Source organism: Mycobacterium sp. MAA66 (assembly GCF_041261665.1).
In the GTDB taxonomy this organism is placed as follows: domain Bacteria; phylum Actinomycetota; class Actinomycetes; order Mycobacteriales; family Mycobacteriaceae; genus Mycobacterium.
In genome coordinates this window covers 243,759-261,691 of record NZ_JBGCCC010000001.1, presented here as the reverse complement: position 1 = coordinate 261,691, position 17,933 = coordinate 243,759, and the positions used below count along the sequence as shown (strand labels likewise).

Annotated in this window: 17 protein-coding genes; 6 read left to right on the top strand and 11 right to left on the bottom strand. The window is 67.2% G+C overall.

The genetic code is table 11. The annotated features are described in order from the left end of the window. Nucleotides 1–12 precede the first annotated feature (12 nt). From ABIA30_RS01250 to ABIA30_RS01240, 3 genes are read right to left on the bottom strand one after another with little or no spacing between them, the layout of a single operon-like run. Complete coding sequence (locus ABIA30_RS01250; protein ID WP_370061329.1) at nt 13–624, bottom strand: vitamin K epoxide reductase family protein; 612 nt, start codon at nt 622–624, stop codon at nt 13–15. Beyond that, nucleotides 621–1,511 carry a DsbA family protein gene (locus ABIA30_RS01245; RefSeq protein WP_370061327.1) on the bottom strand — a complete coding sequence of 297 codons (891 nt, stop codon included), beginning with the start codon at nt 1,509–1,511 and terminating at the stop codon, nt 621–623. Before ABIA30_RS01245 ends, ABIA30_RS01250 begins: the two co-directional genes overlap by 4 nt. A gap of 48 nt (nt 1,512–1,559) precedes the next feature. Next, nucleotides 1,560–2,693 carry an alpha/beta hydrolase gene (locus ABIA30_RS01240; protein WP_370061325.1) on the bottom strand — a complete coding sequence of 378 codons (1,134 nt, stop codon included), beginning with the start codon at nt 2,691–2,693 and terminating at the stop codon, nt 1,560–1,562. On the opposite strand from ABIA30_RS01240, the gene ABIA30_RS01235 reads away from it, so the two are divergent. Next, nucleotides 2,692–3,540 (top strand): aldo/keto reductase, encoded by an 849-nt coding sequence (locus tag ABIA30_RS01235; protein WP_370061323.1) that lies wholly within the window; start codon nt 2,692–2,694, stop codon nt 3,538–3,540. The two genes, ABIA30_RS01240 and ABIA30_RS01235, sit on opposite strands and share 2 nt — an antisense overlap. 5 nt (nt 3,541–3,545) lie before the next feature. Next, the gene (locus tag ABIA30_RS01230; RefSeq protein ID WP_370061321.1) at nt 3,546–4,385 is read left to right on the top strand and encodes an aldo/keto reductase; all 840 of its coding nucleotides are present in this window, start codon (nt 3,546–3,548) and stop codon (nt 4,383–4,385) included. Here ABIA30_RS01230 and ABIA30_RS01225 read toward each other — a convergent pair. Genes ABIA30_RS01225 through ABIA30_RS01215 form a run of 3 tightly spaced genes read right to left on the bottom strand, consistent with a single transcriptional unit; the run spans nt 4,382 to nt 8,954 of the window. Then, on the bottom strand, nt 4,382–5,080 hold the full coding sequence (locus ABIA30_RS01225) for an HNH endonuclease family protein (RefSeq protein WP_370061319.1): 699 nt from the start codon (nt 5,078–5,080) through the stop codon (nt 4,382–4,384). The two genes, ABIA30_RS01230 and ABIA30_RS01225, sit on opposite strands and share 4 nt — an antisense overlap. Next, a complete protein-coding gene (gene recG, locus ABIA30_RS01220; RefSeq protein ID WP_370061317.1) occupies nt 5,077–7,302 on the bottom strand; it encodes an ATP-dependent DNA helicase RecG in 2,226 nt (741 codons plus the stop codon). Before recG ends, ABIA30_RS01225 begins: the two co-directional genes overlap by 4 nt. Further along, the gene (locus ABIA30_RS01215) at nt 7,302–8,954 is read right to left on the bottom strand and encodes a DAK2 domain-containing protein (protein WP_370061315.1); all 1,653 of its coding nucleotides are present in this window, start codon (nt 8,952–8,954) and stop codon (nt 7,302–7,304) included. The genes recG and ABIA30_RS01215 overlap by 1 nt, the downstream gene beginning before the upstream one ends. Nucleotides 8,955–9,169: 215 nt before the next feature. Between ABIA30_RS01215 and rpmB the strand changes: the two genes are divergently transcribed. Further along, nucleotides 9,170–9,364, top strand: coding sequence for a 50S ribosomal protein L28 (gene rpmB, locus ABIA30_RS01210; protein WP_370061313.1), 195 nt, complete (start codon nt 9,170–9,172; stop codon nt 9,362–9,364). Nucleotides 9,365–9,455: 91 nt separating this feature from the next. Here the strand turns inward: rpmB and ABIA30_RS01205 are convergent, their stop codons facing one another. Together ABIA30_RS01205 and ABIA30_RS01200 are read right to left on the bottom strand one after the other, a co-directional pair. Then, a complete protein-coding gene (locus ABIA30_RS01205; protein WP_370061311.1) occupies nt 9,456–10,139 on the bottom strand; it encodes a uracil-DNA glycosylase in 684 nt (227 codons plus the stop codon). A gap of 9 nt (nt 10,140–10,148) precedes the next feature. After that, nucleotides 10,149–11,105 (bottom strand): thiamine-phosphate kinase, encoded by a 957-nt coding sequence (locus ABIA30_RS01200; RefSeq protein ID WP_370061309.1) that lies wholly within the window; start codon nt 11,103–11,105, stop codon nt 10,149–10,151. A 25-nt stretch (nt 11,106–11,130) separates the two neighbouring features. Here ABIA30_RS01200 and ABIA30_RS01195 point away from each other — a divergent pair, with 25 nt between their 5' ends. Further along, a complete protein-coding gene (locus ABIA30_RS01195; protein ID WP_370061307.1) occupies nt 11,131–11,694 on the top strand; it encodes a DUF3515 domain-containing protein in 564 nt (187 codons plus the stop codon). An 18-nt stretch (nt 11,695–11,712) separates the two neighbouring features. On the opposite strand, the gene ABIA30_RS01190 is transcribed toward ABIA30_RS01195, so the two are convergent. Genes ABIA30_RS01190 through ABIA30_RS01180 form a run of 3 tightly spaced genes read right to left on the bottom strand, consistent with a single transcriptional unit; the run spans nt 11,713 to nt 14,968 of the window. Further along, on the bottom strand, nt 11,713–12,834 hold the full coding sequence (locus ABIA30_RS01190; RefSeq protein WP_370061305.1) for a D-alanine--D-alanine ligase family protein: 1,122 nt from the start codon (nt 12,832–12,834) through the stop codon (nt 11,713–11,715). 32 nt (nt 12,835–12,866) lie between these two features. Next, nucleotides 12,867–13,982, bottom strand: coding sequence for a cystathionine gamma-lyase (locus ABIA30_RS01185; RefSeq protein ID WP_370061303.1), 1,116 nt, complete (start codon nt 13,980–13,982; stop codon nt 12,867–12,869). A 5-nt stretch (nt 13,983–13,987) separates the two neighbouring features. Then, the gene (locus ABIA30_RS01180; protein WP_370063208.1) at nt 13,988–14,968 is read right to left on the bottom strand and encodes an NAD(P)H-dependent glycerol-3-phosphate dehydrogenase; all 981 of its coding nucleotides are present in this window, start codon (nt 14,966–14,968) and stop codon (nt 13,988–13,990) included. Nucleotides 14,969–15,061: 93 nt separating this feature from the next. Here ABIA30_RS01180 and cofC point away from each other — a divergent pair, with 93 nt between their 5' ends. Then, nucleotides 15,062–15,709, top strand: coding sequence for a 2-phospho-L-lactate guanylyltransferase (gene cofC / locus ABIA30_RS01175; protein ID WP_370061301.1), 648 nt, complete (start codon nt 15,062–15,064; stop codon nt 15,707–15,709). A gap of 46 nt (nt 15,710–15,755) precedes the next feature. Further along, complete coding sequence (locus ABIA30_RS01170) at nt 15,756–17,927, top strand: RNA degradosome polyphosphate kinase (RefSeq protein ID WP_370063206.1); 2,172 nt, start codon at nt 15,756–15,758, stop codon at nt 17,925–17,927. The last annotated feature ends 6 nt before the right edge of the window (nt 17,928–17,933 follow it).

Below are 17,933 nucleotides of genomic sequence, written 5' to 3'. Positions count from 1 at the left end.
CCTACGCTCGGGCTAGATCAGAGTCGACCAATAGTTCCAGAACCGGTCCAGGATCAGCAGCGCAATCGCGGTAAACCACAATGCGTACAGCGGCCAGCGCCACTGGTACACCGTGTCCAGCACTGCGTTACCGGCCAAGGGCCGCAACGCAATCGGGGTCACGACGACCAACAGCGCCATCACCGTCGCCCATACCACCATGCAGTACGGACACAGTGCGCCGATCTGGTAGAGGCTCTGGAAGATCAGCCAGTGGACGAACACCGCGCCCAGCAGTGTGCCAGCGGTCAGGCCGGACCAGTACCACTTCGGAAGTCGTACACCGCCGATCGCCAGCACCCCGGTGACGATGACCACGCTGAAGGCCGCAATGCCCAGTAGCGGGTTGGGGAACCCGAACACCGAAGCCTGCTTGCTCAACATGACCGAGCCGCAGGACAGCACCGGATTGATGCTGCACGACGGGACGTAACTGGGGCTTTCGAGCTGACGGATCTTCTCGACACTCAGCACGAACGAGGCGATCTCACCGATGACGCCGGCGAGCAACACCCAGATCGCACTGGCACGCCGCACCCCGACGCCGGCACCCTTGTCGGCGTCGGGTGCGACGGTTTCGGTCACGGCTTGGGAGCCGCCGGCTCGGCGGGAGCCGCAGGCGCGGGAGCCCCGGACTCAGCGGGCGCCGCAGGTGCGGCCGGCGCACCCGGCGGCGGCGCGTTCAGTCCGGCGCCCGGCGGGATGCTCACCGGCGGGGCCGGGGCCAGGCCCGGCAGGTCGGGCGCAATGGCCTTGATCTTGTCGACCAGAGTCTGCGGGTCACCGACCGGGCTGAGGTCGGCTTCGACACCGTTGATCTTGACGGTCGGGGTGCCCTGGATCCCGGTGTTGTGGACCAAGTTGTTCACCATGTCCACGTAGGTGCTGTTCTTCACGCACTTGCCGACCGGGTCGTTCTCGCCGACGGCCACCCCGGCCTGTCGCGCGATCTCCAGCAGCTTGGTGTTGTCCGGGAAGACGCTGGCGGTCTCTTCGGGCTGGTTGGCGTACAGCGCCGAATGGAAGCGCCGGTACGCGTCCTTGTTCTCATCGGCGACGCAATATGCGATGGCGGCCGAGCGAGTCGAGTAGGAGTTCTTGTCGCCCCGGCCCAGCAGGCTCACCATGTAGGTGTCGACGGCGATCGCGCCACTGTCGACCAGCTTGCTCAGCGTCGGGCCGTAGCCCTTCTCGAAGTTGCCGCATACCGGGCACAGGAAGTCCTCGTATACCGAGACCGTGACCTTGGGGTCACTGGTTCCCGGCTTGGTCACCACGTTGCTCGCCGCCAGGTGGATCGCCCGGACCTCGTTCGGGTTGGCCTTCGGCTTGCCGTTCATGACGATGTACAACACCAGCGCCACCGCGAACACGACGACGAGCGCGGTGAGGCCTCCCTTGACCAACCAGTCACGTTTACGGTCTGCGGCCTTCAAGCCGAAGCTGGCATTCTTATCGTTTTTCGACGGCACGGCGTCAAGGGTACAAGCGGCCCGGCGGGTGCACGCCGGGTCCACACATCAACTCCTCAGCGCCGCCTTGACCGCCGCAACCATGTCTGCCGTCGCGGTGGCGCTGCCCCCGCCCAACGGGAAGAAGTTGGCAAATCCATGCACCAGGGAGCCGTAACGGCGGTGATCAACCGAAACGCCCGCGGCGGCCAGCGCCTCGGCGTAGGCCGTGCCCTCGTCGCGCAATGGATCGAAGCCGCCGGTGAGCACCAGCGCCGGCGGCAAGCCGGACAGATCATCGGACAGCAGCGGGGACACCCGCGGGTCCGACGGCGCCAGCGCCGATCCGTCGGTATAGCAGCCCTGGAACCAGTCCATGTCGGTCTTGCGCAGGAAGAAGCCGTCTGCGAACAGGGTTTTCGACCTGGTGTCGTCGACGAAGTCGGTGACCGGATAGATCAGTAACTGCAGGACCGGGGCCGGGGCATCGTCGCCGCGAGCCCGTTGCGACACCACGGCGGCCATGTTGCCGCCGGCACTGTCACCGCCGACGGCGACCCGGGCCGGGTCGGCGCCGAGTTCGGTGGCGTTGCCCACACACCACAGGTAGGCGGCGTAGCAGTCGTCGACGCCGGCGGGGGCCGGGTGTTCGGGGGCCAACCGGTAGTCGACCGACACCACGTGCACACCGGCGTCTCGGCAGATCAGTCGGCACAGCTCGTCGTGCGTGTCCAGATCGCCGATGACGAACCCGCCCCCGTGGAAGAACACCAGCAGCGGCGCCGGCCCTGGGCCGGCCGGCCGGTAATGCCGAGCGCCGATCGGGCCGGCCGGACCGGGAATGACGATGTCGCGGGTATCGACCTGAATACCCCACCGCAGGTGAGCGGCCAGCTTGCGCAATTGGTGGCGCGAATCGTTGATGTCGCTGCTGGCCACCAGGCCCTCGGCACCGATCGAGCGCTGAGCGGCCAGCATGAACTGCAACGTGGTGTCGAGCGTGTTGCCGTCGATGGTCACCTGCCGGCCACCCAGCAGGATCCGTTTGAGCCCATCGGGGATCTTGGGTATCAGCCGCAGCCCCAGGGACATGATCGCGGCCAGCAGCTGCAGCCTGCGGCGGCCAGGTCGACCGGCCAGCGGATGTTGCAGCGACACAGCCGATCCGGCGGGCACAGCATCGCCTGGCATGCTCTTGGTCATGGCCGATCCTTCAGGTGCAGGTGGTCCGTTGCTGACGCTCAACGACGGTAATTCAATACCCGTGGTCGGACTCGGAGTCTGGCAGACCCCGGCCGCCGACACCGAGCGCGCCGTGACCGCGGCGCTGCACAGCGGATACCGCCACATCGACACCGCGGCTGCGTATCAGAACGAGCAGCAGGTGGGTAGCGCACTCAAGTCCGCCGGCGTGCCACGCGAAGACGTCTTTCTGGTCACCAAGCTGTGGAACTCGGAGCAGGGTTATGACAAGACCCTGGCCGCCTTCGACGCCAGCATGGCCCGGCTCGACACCGATTACCTGGACCTGTACCTCATCCATTGGCCGCTGCCGGCGGCCAACTTGTTCGTCGACACCTTCAAGGCGTTCGCCCACCTGCGTGATCAGGGCCGGATCCGATCGATCGGGGTCAGCAACTTCCAGCCCGAGCACCTGAAGATGTTGATCGACTCGACCGGGATCGTGCCGGTGGTCAATCAGGTCGAGCTGCACCCGCTGCTGGCGCAACGCGAACTGCGGGAGACCCACGCCCGCTATGGCATCGCCACCGAAGCGTGGAGCCCGCTGGGACAAGGATCATTGCTGGAGCATCCGGCGGTCGGCGCCCTCGCCGCCACGCACGGAAAAACACCAGCGCAGGTGCTGATTAGGTGGCATATCCAGCTGGGTAATATCGTCATCCCCAAGTCGGTGAACCCGGACCGGATAGCGAGTAATTTCGACGTGTTCGATTTCGAGCTGAGCGAGCAGGACATGGAGTCCATCGCGGCCCTCGAGGACGGCACCCGACTGGGCCCCGATCCACGCACATTCAACTTCACAGGGTAGGTGAAATGGCCTCCGTGGCTGCAATTCCCAATGTGGCACTGCACGACGACAACGCGATACCGGCTCTCGGCATCGGTGTCGGCGAGTTGTCGGATGCCGACACCGAACGGGCGGTGTCGGCGGCCCTCGAAATCGGCGTGCGGCTGATCGATACCGCCGCCGCGTACGGCAACGAGGCCGCCGTGGGGCGGGCCATCGCCGCCTCGGGCATTCCGCGTGCGGAGATCTTCGTCACCACCAAACTGGCCACCGCGGACCAAGGGTTCCAGGCCGGCCAGGATGCCCTCAAGGCCAGCCTGGACAAGCTCGGCCTGGACTACGTGGACCTGTACCTGATCCATTGGCCGGCCGGGAACACCAGCAAGTACGTGGACAGCTGGGGCGCCCTGATCAAGGAGCACAACGACGGTGCCACCAAGTCGATCGGTGTGTGCAACTTCTCCGCCGACGACCTGTCCACCATCATCGACCTGACTTATGTGAGCCCGGTGGTCAACCAGATCGAGCTGCACCCGCAGCTGAACCAGGCTGCACTGCGCGCGGTACATGCCGAGCGCGACATCGTCACCGAGGCTTACAGCCCGCTCGGTGTCGGCAGCCTGCTGACCAACCCGACGGTGACCTCGATCTCCGGCGAGTACGGCAAGACCGCCGCCCAGGTGCTGATCCGCTGGAGCCTGCAATTGGGCAATGTGGTCATCCCGCGGTCGTCATCGCCGGAACGGATCGCGGAGAACATGGACGTGTTCGACTTCGAGCTGGCCGCCAGCCACATGGATGTGCTCAATGGGCTCGACGACGGCACCCGCTACCGCCCGGACCCGGCCACCTACACCGGCACCTAGCCGGTAGGGCAGGTACCCGCGGCATCCCTCAGCACCGGGATCGACGGCTGGTCCACCGGCAGGCCGTAGCCACGTAGCACCGCGACGTACTGCACTGCGTACTGACACCAGAACGCATGGTTGGGCGGCATCCAGTCCGCTGGCTGCTTGTCGCCCTTGTCCTGGTTGGCTTTTCCGGAGACGGCCAAGAGATTGGCCGGGTCGTTGGCGAACCGCACCCGTTGCGGTTCAGGCCAATCCTTGGCTCCCAAGTCCCACGCCAATGCCAACGGCACGATGTGGTCGATCTGCACGTCGGCCCCGACCTGGTTGCCACGGGTGAACGCGATGGTCTGGTTGGTGTACGGATCATGCAGGACACCGGTTTTCACTGCCTGCGGACAGCGCTTGATCGACACGAACGCGATGTCCCGCAGGTCGCGGCCCAGGATGTCGTTGCGGGTGTCGCAACCGTTGTGACCGCCCGGCGCCGAGTTGTCGTCGGTCCAGGCATCACCGAACGCGGCCCGGCGGTAGTTGTGGTCGCGCACCCGCTGCGGGATGACCCCGAGGCCGGCGAGGATGTCCGTGCCCGGTGCGACGGTGGGCACCGGCGCACCATCGGCCACCGCGGCCGGTTCTTCGGTGGTGCCCTGCTGCACGGCGACCGCGACCGCCAGTACCACGGCCGCCACCAACCAGATCCAGCGTTTCACGCCTTGTCCAGATACTCGACGCGGTCGGTGTCGGTGAATTGTGCTGCCAGCAGGGCCATCCCGGGGTCGTCGGGGCTGCGTTCGTACATCGATTCGCAGAATTCGCGGGCATCGGTGATCACCCCGAGGTGCTCCTGCAGGGACAAGAACCGAAGGTTGATGGTGCGCCCGGACTGGTTGAGCCCCAACACATCACCCTCGCGACGCTCTTGCAGATCCAGGTCGGCCAGTGCGAATCCGTCCAGGGTGCCGGCGACCGCCTTGATCCGCTCCCCCGCCCTGGAACCCTCCGGCAGGTTGGTGGCCAACAGACACAGGCTCGGGTGTTGGCCACGGCCGATCCGCCCACGCAGCTGATGCAACTGGCTGATCCCGAACCGGTCGGCGTCCATCACCACCATCACCGTCGAGTTCGGCACGTCCACACCGACCTCTATCACCGTGGTACACACCAACACATCGATGTCGCCGTCCCGGAAGGCCGACATCACCGCGTCCTTTTCCTCACCGCCGAGTCGACCGTGCATGAGGCCCAGGCGCAGGCCCGCCAGCGGCCCGGCGCGCAGCTTCTCCAGGAGCGCGACCACCGTGATCGGCGGCGGACCGCCCTGACCCTGATCGGAGTCGGTGGGCTTGTCGGACTCGTCGATCCGGGATGCCACCACATACGCCTGCCGGCCGGCGGCAACTTCTTCGCGGATCCGGGCCCAGGCCCGGTCCAGCCAGGTCGGTTGCTGCGAGACGAAAATGGTGTTGGTGGTGATGGGTTGGCGACCACGCGGCAGTTCCCGCAGCACCGAGGTCTCCAGATCACCGTAGACGGTGAGCGCGACGGTGCGCGGGATCGGGGTGGCCGTCATCACCAGCAGGTGCGGTGTCACACCGTCAACTGCCTTGGCTCGCAGGGTATCCCGCTGCTCGACCCCGAACCGGTGCTGTTCGTCGACCACCACCATGCCGAGGTTGTCGAACTCGACGGCCTCCTGCAACAGCGCATGGGTACCGATGACGATGCCGGAGCGTCCGCCGGCCACCTCATCGCGCACCTGCCGCTTCTGTTGCGCTGTCATCGATCCGGTCAGCAGGGCGACACCGGTGGCCAGGTCATCGCCGCCGAGCTGACCCGCCATCGCCATCGGACCCAGGATCTCGCGGATCGACCGGGCATGTTGGGCGGCAAGGACTTCCGTCGGCGCCAACAGCGCACACTGGTAGCCGGCGTCGACCATCTGCAACATTGCCAGCACCGACACGATGGTCTTGCCGGAGCCCACCTCACCCTGCAACATGCGGTTCATCGGCCGGGTGGAGGCCAGCTCGCCGGAGATCACGTCGAGCACCTCACGCTGGCCCGCGGTCAACTCGAACGGCAGTATGCGGGACATCACGGCAACCAATCGATCGTCGCGAAGCACTGCGACGGGCCCGGACTCGCTGAGCTCGCTGTGGCGGCGGGCCACCAACGCCCATTGCAGGCCGACAGCTTCGTCGTAGGTCAGCCGCTCGCGCGCGCGCTCCCGCTCCGCCTCCCGCTCACCCAGGTGGATCGCCCGCAACGCCTCGTCCAGACTGAGCAGATCACGTTGGCGCAGAAACGATTCCGGCAACGGATCCGGGACCGGGTCGAGTACGGCGAGTACCTGCAGCACGCATGCGTAGATATCCCAGCTCTGCACCTTGGCGCAGGCCGCGTAGATCGGGAAGTACTCGCGGGTGAACGCCGACATGTCGAATTCACCATCGTCGGTCTGCGAGGCATCGGCGATCTTCTTCAGGGACGCGGACCCGAAGCTGCGTCCAGACTCGGAGTTCAGCACCAGGAACGCCGGATGCGTCAATTGCATTGCGCGCCTGAAGAAGCCTACTTCACCGGACAACATCAACCGGGTGCCCTCGACGAGTGTCTTCTTGGTGAACTTCGCGTTGAAAAACGTCGCAGTGACCGTCGGATTGCGGTGCCCCAACGTCACCACGAGGTATTCACGTTTAGGCGTGCGGTTGGTCCAGCGCACTTCAGCCTTGGTGATCACATCGACGAAGGTGATGTGATCACCCTCCTCCGGCAGCTCCGAGCCTTCACCCAACACCGTGGCACCCTGGCTGTACTTGCGCGGATAGTGCCGCAGCAGATCGTTGACGGTGTGCATACCGAAGTGCTCTTCGAGCTTGTCCGCGGTTTTGCGGCCCAGCACGAACTCGAGACGGTCGGCAAGGGTGGCCATTATTCGACCCCGATCAGCAGCGCATCGCCCCGATGACCGGTGTGGTACGTGACCAATTCGGCGCCCAGATGTTCTTGGCGGACATGATCGGCCAATGCCGCCCCGACCGCGGGATCCACCCCGGCGGCGGTCAAGACGGTCACCAGTTCCCCACCAGAAGTCAGCATCAGATCGATCAATCCCTTTGCGGCACTTGCCAGATCACCGCTGACGATGAGCACCTCATCACCCGCGATACCCAATCCGTCACCGGGCTTGCACATGCCCGCCCAGGTCCACGCCGACTCGGCGGCGATGCGCACCGCGCCGTGCCGGACACCGGCTGCGGCGCGCGCCATGGTGTACCCGTCGTCGACGGCCTGGCGTGCGGCGTCGTGGACGGCCAGCGCCGCCAGCCCCTGCACCATGGATCCCGCCGGCACCGGCACCACGTCCATGCCCCAGCTGATCGCGGTGGTACAGCCGGCCACCAGCTCCTCGGCGGCCAGATATCCGTTGGGCAGCACCATGATTTGCGCCGCGCCGGTTTTGACGAGCCCGGCCAGGAACTGTTGGGCACTGATCGGCCCATCGGTGGGCCGCAGCACGTGCGCACCCTCGCCGGCGAACAACTCCCCGGCGCCGTCCCCGTCGACGATCGCGAGCACTGCCCGGTCCAGGCTCCAGCCGCCGGCCGGGCGGGCAGCCGCCCCGCCGGTCAGCGCCGTCACCTGGATCCGGCTGACCGAACCGAGATCCATCGCCGCTTCGATCGCGGCGCCGGCATCGTCTGCATGGACATGCACCGTGTACTGCGCCCCGACGGTGGACGCCGCGATGGCCACCGACTCGCCGAGCCGATCCAGCCGGTCCCGCAGCCGATCGAGGGCGTCGGGCGGGCAGCCGTCGAGCAGATACATCACCTCGAATTGGGGCGCCGCCGCGGTGTCGCAGTCGTGATCGTGCTGATGTGGCCCAGCGGCTGGGGCGGGCCGGTACAACGCCCGCGGGGGTAGGACGCCGGTGAGTGTTGCGGTCATCGCGTCCAGCAGCACCACCAAACCCCGGCCGCCCGCATCGACCACGCCGGCCTCGGCCAGCACCTCGAGCTGCTGCGGTGTGCGTTCCAATGCGATCACCGCGGCGTCCGCGGCGGCGGCGACGGTGTCGGCCAATGTGCGCGTCGTATCCGCGCCGGCAGCGTCGGCCGCCGCCTGCACCACCGAGACGATGGTGCCCGGGACAACTTCGCCGACGGAGGCCACTGCCAGGACCACGGCCCGACGCAGTGCCGCGGCGAAAATATCGGCGTCGATCTCGATCGGCCTGCCACGCTCGGCAGCGGCATCGGACAGGCCCCGCAGGATCTGCGACAGAATCACCCCGGAATTGCCACGGGCCCCGTGCAATGCCCCGGCGGCCAGCCCAGTGGCTACCGCCACCACATCATTGCCGGATGCGGCGAGTGCGTCATGGGCCCCGGCACCGGCTGAGCGCATGGTGAACAACATGTTGGTACCGGTGTCCGAATCGGCGACCGGATAGACGTTGAGCTGGTTGATCTCATCGGTGTGGGCGATGAGTTGGAGGACCGCCGTGTGGGTCCATTCGTGCAGGGCGGCCCCGTCGAGCACACCGCGCGGACGGGGCGAGGAACCCGCGCCAGCCGGCATGTGACCTCCAAAACGTTGCGACGCCGATCGATGGCGCCAAGCCTAGTCAGTGGCCCCGACAGATCAGCGTGCGCAGAGCCTGCGGCGTGGTGGCTGGGCACCCATTTTGGTTATCCCCAACCGGGCCGGTATCCTGGTCAGGTTGCCTGGTCGAACCGTCGGCTGTTCGCGGTCGTCAGGCTCAAACCCCAAGTACTGATTTCGAGGAGTTCTACATGGCCGCCGTGTGCGACATCTGCGGAAAGGGCCCCGGCTTCGGCAAGTCGGTTTCGCACTCCCACCGCCGGACCAACCGCCGCTGGGACCCGAACATCCAGACCGTTCGCGCCGTCGACCGTCCGGGTGGTAACCGTCAGCGGGTCAACGCCTGCACCTCCTGCCTGAAGGCCGGCAAGGTCACCCGGGGCTAGTTCAGCCCCAGCGGGCGGACTGACATCCGCCACACCCAAGCGCTGCGCGATTCCCGCGCAGCGCTTTTGTGTGTCCCCGCTCTCGCCAGATTCAGGGCAAGCGCCAGTCGATCGGTTCGGCGCCCAGCCCGCTGAGCAACTCGTTGGCGCGGCTGAACGGCCGGGACCCGAAGAATCCGCGCGACGCCGACAGCGGCGACGGGTGCACCGACTCGATGGTCCGGCAGCCGCCCTCGGTGAGCATCGGCTTGAGGGTCTGCGCGTCGCGGCCCCACAGCACGGCCACCAGCGGCTGCGGCCGCGCCACCAGGGCCCGGATCGCGCATTCGGTGACGGCCTCCCAGCCCTTGCCCCGGTGCGATGCCGGGTTTCCCGGTCGCACCGTGAGCACCCTGTTGAGCATCATCACGCCCTGTTTGGACCACGGGCTCAGGTCGCCGCATGAGGGCATCTCGTAGCCCAGGTCCGCCTGATATTCGGTGTAGATGTTCGCCAGACTGCGCGGCAGTGGCCGCACCTCTGGGGCCACCGAGAAACTCAGGCCCACCGCGTGTCCGGGCGTCGGGTACGGATCCTGCCCGACGATCAGCACCCGGACGTCGTCGAACGGGAAGGTGAAGGCGCGCAACACATTCTCGCCGGCCGGCAAATAGCCGTGTCCCGCGGTGTTCTCGGCCCGCAGAAACTCGCCCATGGCGGCTATCTGGGGAGCAACGGGTTCCAGCGCGCCGGCCCAGCCGGGGTCGACAAGTTCATTGAGGGGTCGGGCAGTCACGCGAGTACCTTACTGTCCGAACGATTCCCACCCGGCAGCTCCATGCCACGCGGCGCCATCGACGGTCACCGCAGGCTCACCCACCCGCACAGTGCCGATGGTCCGCCAACCCGACGGTGGCGCACCACCGAACGTCGCCACCAGCGCGTGGTCCTCACCGCCACCGAATACCCAGTCCTCCGGGTCTGCCCGCAGCGCCTCGGCCGCACCGGCCAACGCCGCGACGTCGTCGCCGAGCGCCGCCAGCGAAAGGTCGACGGCCACTGCAGAAGCCCGCGCCAGGTGGCCGAGATCGGCGATCAAGCCATCGGACACGTCAGTCATCGCCGTCGCACCTGCGTGCGCCGCAGCCGCTCCCTGCCCATACCGAACCTCGGGCACCAGATGCCGCTGACGCAGCGCGTCGAAGCCATCAATCTCGTTGTTCCACAGCGCATATCCGGCTGCCGACCAGCCCAGGTCGCCGGTCACCGCGACGGTGTTCCCCGGCCGTGCACCACTCAACAGCACCGGGGCGCGACCGTCCAACTGCCCCAGCACCGTCACCGAAATCACCCATTGCGGGGCGGCCACCAGATCACCGCCGACAATACTGGCGCCGAATCGGCTTACCTCCGACCACATTCCGTCCGACAACGAAGTCGCGGCCCGCGCCGGTGTCCCGCCCGGAGCGCCGAAACCGACCACAAAAGCATACGGCCGGGCGCCCATCGCCTCGATGTCGGCGGCGTTCTGCGCAATCGCCTTGCGCCCCACCTCGTCTGGTGTCGACCAATCCAGCCGGAAATGCCGTCCCTCGATCAGCATGTCAGTGGACACCACCACGCGACCATCACCGGTCGCCAGCACCGCGGCGTCATCACCCGGACCGACCAACACCCCGGCGGGCTGAGGCCGGCCCGCCACCAACTGCTCGATCACCGCGAACTCGCCGACTCCGGCCAGTGTCTCCCCGGAATCCGTCATGGTCCACAAGTCTAGAGTTGTGCCCATGACCGAGCCCACCGACGGCCACCACCATGACGGCGGCCCGCCGCGCGGCGCGATCATCGCCGCCGTCGCGGTGGCGGTTGCGGCCATCGTCGGCGGTCTGGCGTATGTGGCTCTGCGGCAAGCCCATCCCGCCAAGCCGAGGGTCCCCATCGCTGCGGCGCTCGCACCGCTGGCCGACAGTCCACCGTGCCAGAAACTGCTCTCGGCGCTGCCGGACACCATGGGCGAATTCCGGCGGGCGCAAGCCCTCGACCCGGTGCCCGCGGGGGCAGCAGCCTGGCTGGGCGCTACCGGGACCGACCCGGTGATCCTGCGCTGCGGGGTCGAGCGACCCGCGGATTTCGTGGTGGGCTCGCCACTGCAGATGGTCGACGCGGTGTCCTGGCTCGAAGTGCGCGGTGACGGCCTCAGCACCTGGTACGCCGTCGATCGCGGCGCGCCTGGAAACTATGTGGCGCTGACGTTGCCGCAGGGCTCCGGTCCGACACCGATCCAGACCATCTCCGAACTGCTGGAGCAGATCATGCCGGTCCGTCCGCTGGACCCGGCGCCGGCGCGCTGACCGGTCAACACTGAGCGGTCAGCGCAGGCCGGTACCGCGGGCCAGTGCGGTTTCGACCATGACGCTCAGCAGCGTCGGGTAATCCACCCCGCTGGCCGCCCACATCTGCGGATACATGGAAATCGTGGTGAAGCCGGGCATGGTGTTGATCTCGTTGATCACCGGGCCGTTGTCGGTGAGGAAGAAGTCGACCCGGGCCAGGCCCTGGCAATCCACGGCACGGAACGCCCGTATCGCCAATTCCCTTATGACATCGGCAGTTTCGTCATCAACCTTGGCCGGAACGTCCAGTTCGGCGGCATCCTCGAGGTATTTGGTGGCGAAGTCGTAGAAGCCGTCTTCGCGGCCGGCGACACCCGCGACGCGGATCTCACCCAGGATGCTGGCCTCGACCCGGCCGTCCGGATATTCCAATACCCCGCACTCCAATTCGCGGCCGGGCATCGCGGCTTCGACGATCACCTTCGGATCGTGCTCGCGGGCATACTCGATGGCCCGATCGAGGTCCTCCCATGCGGCGACCCGGCTCACCCCGATCGAGGAACCGCCGCGCGCCGGTTTGACGAACACCGGCAGACCCAACCGCTCCCGCTGGTCCAGGCTCAGCGTCTCGTCCCGAGGGCGCAGCACCACCTGGTCGCCGATCGGCAGCCCCTCGGCGGCCAGCAGCTTCTTGGTGAATTCCTTGTCCATGCCGGCTGCGCTGGCGAGCACCCCGGCGCCGACGTAGGGAATTCCGGCCAGTTCGAGCAGTCCCTGCACCGTGCCGTCTTCGCCGTAGGGCCCGTGCAGCACCGGGAACACCACGTCAACGGTGGCCAGCACATCGGCGGCCCCCAACGACAGCAGCTCTCCGCGGCGCGCGGGATCGGCGGCTACGGTCAGCGCGGTACCCGCTTCGGTGGTGACCTCCGGGAGACGGCCGTCGGTGATCGCCAGCTGATCGGTCCGGCCGTCGGTGAGCACCCAGGAGCCTTCCGGGGTGATGCCGACCGCGATCACGTCATAGCGCTGCGGATCCAGATTGCGCAGGATGCTACCGGCCGAAACACAGGAGATGGCGTGCTCGGAGCTGCGGCCGCCGAACACGACGGCGACCCGGGTCCGGGCGGTGTCTCCTGATGGATGAGGGGTAGTCACAACCTAGAGAGGCTACCGGCCACCGCTGTCCCCTACCGACCGCCGCCCAGTGCCCGCGCGAAATCGGCCAGGACGTCGTCGGTGTCCTCGATGCCCAGCGAAATACGGGCGAACCCCGCGGCGACGGGGTCGCCCCAGCGTGCCCGCCGGTCCACCGACGTGTGGATCCCACCGAAGCTGGTGGCGGCGACCAGGAGCTCGCTGTGGCGGACCAGGGCGTGTACCGCGGCGGCGTCGTCCAGTTCGATCGACACCAAGGACCCGAAGCGGCTCATCTGTTCGGCGGCCACCGGATGTGCCGGATCAGTGGGCAGCCCGGGGTACCGCACCGAACGCACCGCCGGGTGCTCATCGAGCATCGCTGCCAGGGCCAGGGCGTTGTCGCACTGCCGCCCGTAGCGCAGTCCCGCGGTGCCGAGACTGCGCAGCGCGAGCCAGGCCTCCACATGCCCGAGGACCGCGCCGGACAGCAGTCGGTCGCGTTCGATGGCCGTCAGCAGATCGGGATCAGAACCCGCGACGTAGCCGGCCAGCAGGTCGCTGTGCCCGGACAGCCCCTTGGTCGCGCTGGCGACCACCAGGTCCGCGCCCAACTCCAGCGGACGCTGCCCGAGTGGGGTGGCCGCAGTGTTGTCCACCACCAGGGTGGCGCCACGGACCCGGCAGACCTCCGCCAACCGGCGTAGGTCGACCACGTCCAGCGTCGGATTCACCGGGGTTTCGGCGAGCACCACGTCGGCCGTCGCGGCGGCGTCGCAGATCTGGGCAGCCGCTGCCTCGACGACGTTGACACCCTGTGGCGCAAGGTATTCGGTCGCATACCGGCGGACCTGGTAATAGCCGTCGGCCGGCACCACCAGGGTGCTGCCGGCCTTGGCCAGCACCCGAAGCGTCGACGAGATTGCCGCCATCCCGGAGGCGAAGGTCAGTGCCGAGCCGGCGCCCTCCAACTCGGCCAGGGCCGATTCCAGTTGGCGCCAGGTCGGATTGGAGTTACGTCCGTAGAAGTCCAACGGATCGGCGTCGTCGTCGGACAGGTGGTATGCCGCCACCGGCACCGGGGGCGGCGCCACGGGTTGACCCGGAATCCGTTGGGAAGCGGTTATTTTGACGGTTCGAGTGGAATCGCCGAGCGGAAAGTCCGGCACCGGCGCTACTCGGGCTTGGTGCTGCGGCCGAGCAGCAGGGTGAACGCGTCGCCGACCGACAGCCCCTTGTGGCACACCCGATTGACCGCGTCGGTCAACGGCATCTCGACGTCGTAGCTGTCGGCCAGGGCCAACACCGACTGACACGAGGTGACGCCCTCGGCGACGTGGCCACCGGCGGCGGCCAAGGCCGATTCCATGGTGCCGCCGCGACCGAGGCGTTCGCCGAAACTGCGGTTGCGCGACTGCGGCGAGCTGCAGGTGGCCACCAGGTCTCCGACACCGGCCAGCCCGGCCAGCGTTCCGGCCTTGGCACCCAGCGCAATTCCCAGTCGCATGATCTCGGCCAGGCCGCGGGTGATGATCGCGGCCGCGGTGTTCTCCCCGAACCCGACACCGGCTGCGATTCCGCAAGCGAGTGCGATCACGTTCTTGCAGGCCCCGCCGATCTCGGCGCCCACCACATCGGAGTTGGTGTACGGCCGGAAATATCCGGTGGCGAATGCCCGCTGTAGCGCCACCGCCCGGCCCGAGTCGCTGCACGCCACCACCGTGGCGGCCGGTTGTTCGGCCACCACCTCACTGGCCAGGTTCGGACCGCTGAGCACAGCAACCCGGGACGGATCGGCACCGGTCACCTGGACGATGACCTGGCTCATGCGCAGCAGCGTGTTCAGTTCGACGCCTTTGGCGACGCTGACCAGCGTGGTGTCGTCGCCCAGCAACCCGGTCCACTCCGAGAGGTTGGTGCGCAGGGTCTGTGACGGCACCGACAGCAGCACGGTGCAGGCACCCGACAGCGCCTCGGCCGGATCGCTGGTGGCCCGGATCGACTCCGGAAGCACCACATCGCCCAGGTAGCCGGTGTTGCGGTGCGTCTGGTTGATCTCCTGCGCGAGTTCCTCGCGCCGGGTCCACAACGTCACCGGATTGCCCGCGTCCGCCAACACCTTCGCCAGCGCGGTACCCCACGCGCCGGCACCCATCACAGCCGCCTCCACCACGGGCTCACCCTAGCCCGGTCGGTCCTTTGGCAGGATGGCGGTCATGAATGGGCGAGCGAAGCGACGGGTAATGGCATGAGCGCCACCCCCGGCCCGACGAGCGTCGGCGTGATCATTGCCGTGAAGCGGCTGACCGCAGCCAAGACCCGGTTGGCACCGCTGTTCGCCGCAGGCACCCGTGAGGAGGTGGTCCTGGCGATGCTGATCGACACCATCACCGCCGCCCTGGCCTCGCCGGGGGTGCAGTCGGTGACGGTGGTGACCCCTGATCCGATCGCCGCCCGAGCCGCCACCGATCTGGGCGCTTCGGCCCTGACCGACCCGACCCCGGCCGGCCATCACAACCCGTTGAACAACGCGATCGGCAGTGCGGAGTCGGTTGTCGGCCGGGGTACGACGAATATCGCTGTGCTGCAAGGTGATCTGCCCGCGCTACGGCCGGCCGAGCTGACCGCGGCGCTCGCCGCCGCCCGCGCGCACCCCCGCAGTTTCATCGCCGACCGGCAAGGCACCGGCACGGCTGCCCTGTTCGCGTTCGGGGTTCCGCTGGATCCCCGCTTCGGCACCGATTCGGCTCTGCGCCATAGCGATTCGGGCGCGGTCCAGCTGTCCGGCACGTGGCCGGGGCTGCGCTGCGACATCGACACCCCCGAAGACCTGAATGCGGCGCTGGCGCTGGGCCTCGGCCCGGCCACCACACAGGCTGTGGACGGCCACGCCTGACGATCTTCACGGGGGTTGCTGGCCTGCACCCTACTAATAAGGAAAGATCGGCAGAGTGACCGAAGCCGATACCCGCCGCCCCGAATCCGATCGCGCCTCCGGTGACGCCGAGCCCGAAGCGCCGCCTGCGGCCACCACCGCTTCGTCCGACAACGCTCTACCCGAAGACCGTTACCTCAATCGCGAATTGAGTTGGCTCGACTTCAATGCCCGGGTGTTGGCGCTGGCTGCTGATCCGTCCCTGCCATTGCTGGAGCGGGCAAAGTTCCTGGCGATCTTCTCTTCCAATCTCGACGAGTTCTACATGGTGCGGGTCGCCGGCCTGAAGCGCCGGGATGAGACCGGTCTTTCGGTGCGCTCCGCCGACGGCCTGTCACCGCGCGAGCAGTTGCGCAGAATCGGTGAGCGCACCCAGCAGATCTCCACCCGCCATTCCGCGGTGTTCGGCGACCTGGTCCGCCCGGCGCTGGCCGCCGAGGGCATCATCATCGTGAACTGGAACGAACTGGACGGCGACGAGCAGTCCAAGCTGTCCACCTATTTCCACGAACAGGTGTTCCCGGTCCTGACCCCGCTGGCGGTCGACCCCGCACATCCGTTCCCGTTCGTCAGCGGTCTGAGCATCAATCTGGCGATCACGGTCCGCAATCCCGAGGACGGCACCCGGCACTTCGCCCGAATCAAGGTGCCCGACAACGTCGACCGCTACGTCGAGCTGCCCGGCGCGGGCGATTCCACCGACGGCAAGACTCGGGCCCGATTCCTGCCGATGGAAGATCTGATCGGGGCGTTCCTGCAGGTGTTGTTCCCTGGACTGGAGATCGTCGAGCAGCACGCGTTCCGTATCACTCGCAATGCCGACTTCGAAGTCGAAGAGGATCGCGACGAGGACCTGTTGCAGGCACTCGAACGGGAGCTGGCGCGCCGCCGGTTCGGTTCTCCGGTGCGCCTGGAAATCGGGACCGACATGACCGAGACCATGCTCGAGCTGCTGCTGCGTGAGCTCGACGTGCACCCCGGTGATGTGATCGCGGTGCCCGGACTGCTTGATCTTTCGTCACTGTGGCAGCTCTACGGGGTGGACCGGCCCGACCTCAAAGACCGCCCTTTCGTGCCCGCCACCCCGCCGGCCTTCGGTGAGCGGGAGACTCCCAAGAGTATTTTCTCTGCGCTGCGTGACAGCGATGTCCTGGTGCACCACCCCTACGATTCGTTCTCCACCACGGTGCAGCGGTTCATCGAACAGGCCGCCGCCGACCCGAATGTGTTGGCCATCAAGCAGACGCTGTATCGAACCTCTGGTGACTCGCCGATCGTCAACGCGCTGATCGACGCCGCCCATGCCGGCAAGCAGGTGGTGGCACTGGTGGAGATCAAGGCCCGCTTCGATGAGCAGGCGAACATCAAGTGGGCGCGCAAGCTGGAGCAGGCCGGCGTGCACGTGGTGTACGGACTGATCGGGCTCAAGACGCACTGCAAGACCGCACTGGTGGTGCGCCGTGAAGGCTCCACCATCCGCCGCTACTGCCACATCGGCACAGGCAACTACAACCCGAAAACCGCTCGCCTGTACGAAGATGTGGGCCTACTGACCGCCTCGCCCGACATTGGCGCCGACCTGACCGACCTGTTCAACTCGCTGACCGGCTACTCACGCAAGGTTTCCTACCGCAACCTGCTGGTGGCCCCGCACAGCGTGCGTCGCGGCATCATCGAGCGCATCGAGCGCGAGATCGAGGCCAAGCGGGCCGGTGCGGACGCCCGGATCCGGATGAAGATGAACGCTCTGGTCGACGAGCAGGTAATCGATGCGCTCTACCGGGCATCGCAGGCCGGGGTGCGGGTCGAGGTCGTGGTGCGCGGCATCTGTGCGTTGCGTCCCGGGGCCGAAGGCTTCTCGGAGAACATCGTCGTGCGCTCGATTCTCGGCCGCTTCCTTGAGCATTCACGCATTATTCACTTCGGCGCCATCGATGAATTCTGGATCGGCAGCGCCGACATGATGCATCGTAATCTCGACCGTCGCGTCGAGGTGATGGCACAGGTGAAAGACCCGCGGCTGACCGAACAACTCAATGAGGTGTTCGACTCGGCGATGGATCCGGCCACCCGCTGCTGGGAACTGAAGCCCGATGGTCATTGGACGGCGCTGCCCCACGCGGGTCAGACCGTGCGGGACCACCAGGTGTCCATGATGGAGCGACACCGCAACCCTTGACCCCGT

What these genes read in the sequence shown, in the direction of transcription:
- ABIA30_RS01235 (WP_370061323.1), top strand. Translation starts at nt 2,692, where the DNA reads ATGGCCGATCCTTCAGGTGCAGGTGGTCCGTTGCTGACGCTCAACGAC.
- ABIA30_RS01240 (WP_370061325.1), bottom strand. Translation starts at nt 2,693, where the DNA reads ATGACCAAGAGCATGCCAGGCGATGCTGTGCCCGCCGGATCGGCTGTG.
- ABIA30_RS01230 (WP_370061321.1), top strand. Translation starts at nt 3,546, where the DNA reads ATGGCCTCCGTGGCTGCAATTCCCAATGTGGCACTGCACGACGACAAC.
- recG (WP_370061317.1), bottom strand. Translation starts at nt 7,302, where the DNA reads ATGGCCACCCTTGCCGACCGTCTCGAGTTCGTGCTGGGCCGCAAAACC.
- ABIA30_RS01215 (WP_370061315.1), bottom strand. Translation starts at nt 8,954, where the DNA reads ATGCCGGCTGGCGCGGGTTCCTCGCCCCGTCCGCGCGGTGTGCTCGAC.
- rpmB (WP_370061313.1), top strand. Translation starts at nt 9,170, where the DNA reads ATGGCCGCCGTGTGCGACATCTGCGGAAAGGGCCCCGGCTTCGGCAAG.
- ABIA30_RS01200 (WP_370061309.1), bottom strand. Translation starts at nt 11,105, where the DNA reads ATGACGGATTCCGGGGAGACACTGGCCGGAGTCGGCGAGTTCGCGGTG.
- ABIA30_RS01195 (WP_370061307.1), top strand. Translation starts at nt 11,131, where the DNA reads ATGACCGAGCCCACCGACGGCCACCACCATGACGGCGGCCCGCCGCGC.
- ABIA30_RS01180 (WP_370063208.1), bottom strand. Translation starts at nt 14,968, where the DNA reads ATGGGTGCCGGCGCGTGGGGTACCGCGCTGGCGAAGGTGTTGGCGGAC.
- cofC (WP_370061301.1), top strand. Translation starts at nt 15,062, where the DNA reads ATGAGCGCCACCCCCGGCCCGACGAGCGTCGGCGTGATCATTGCCGTG.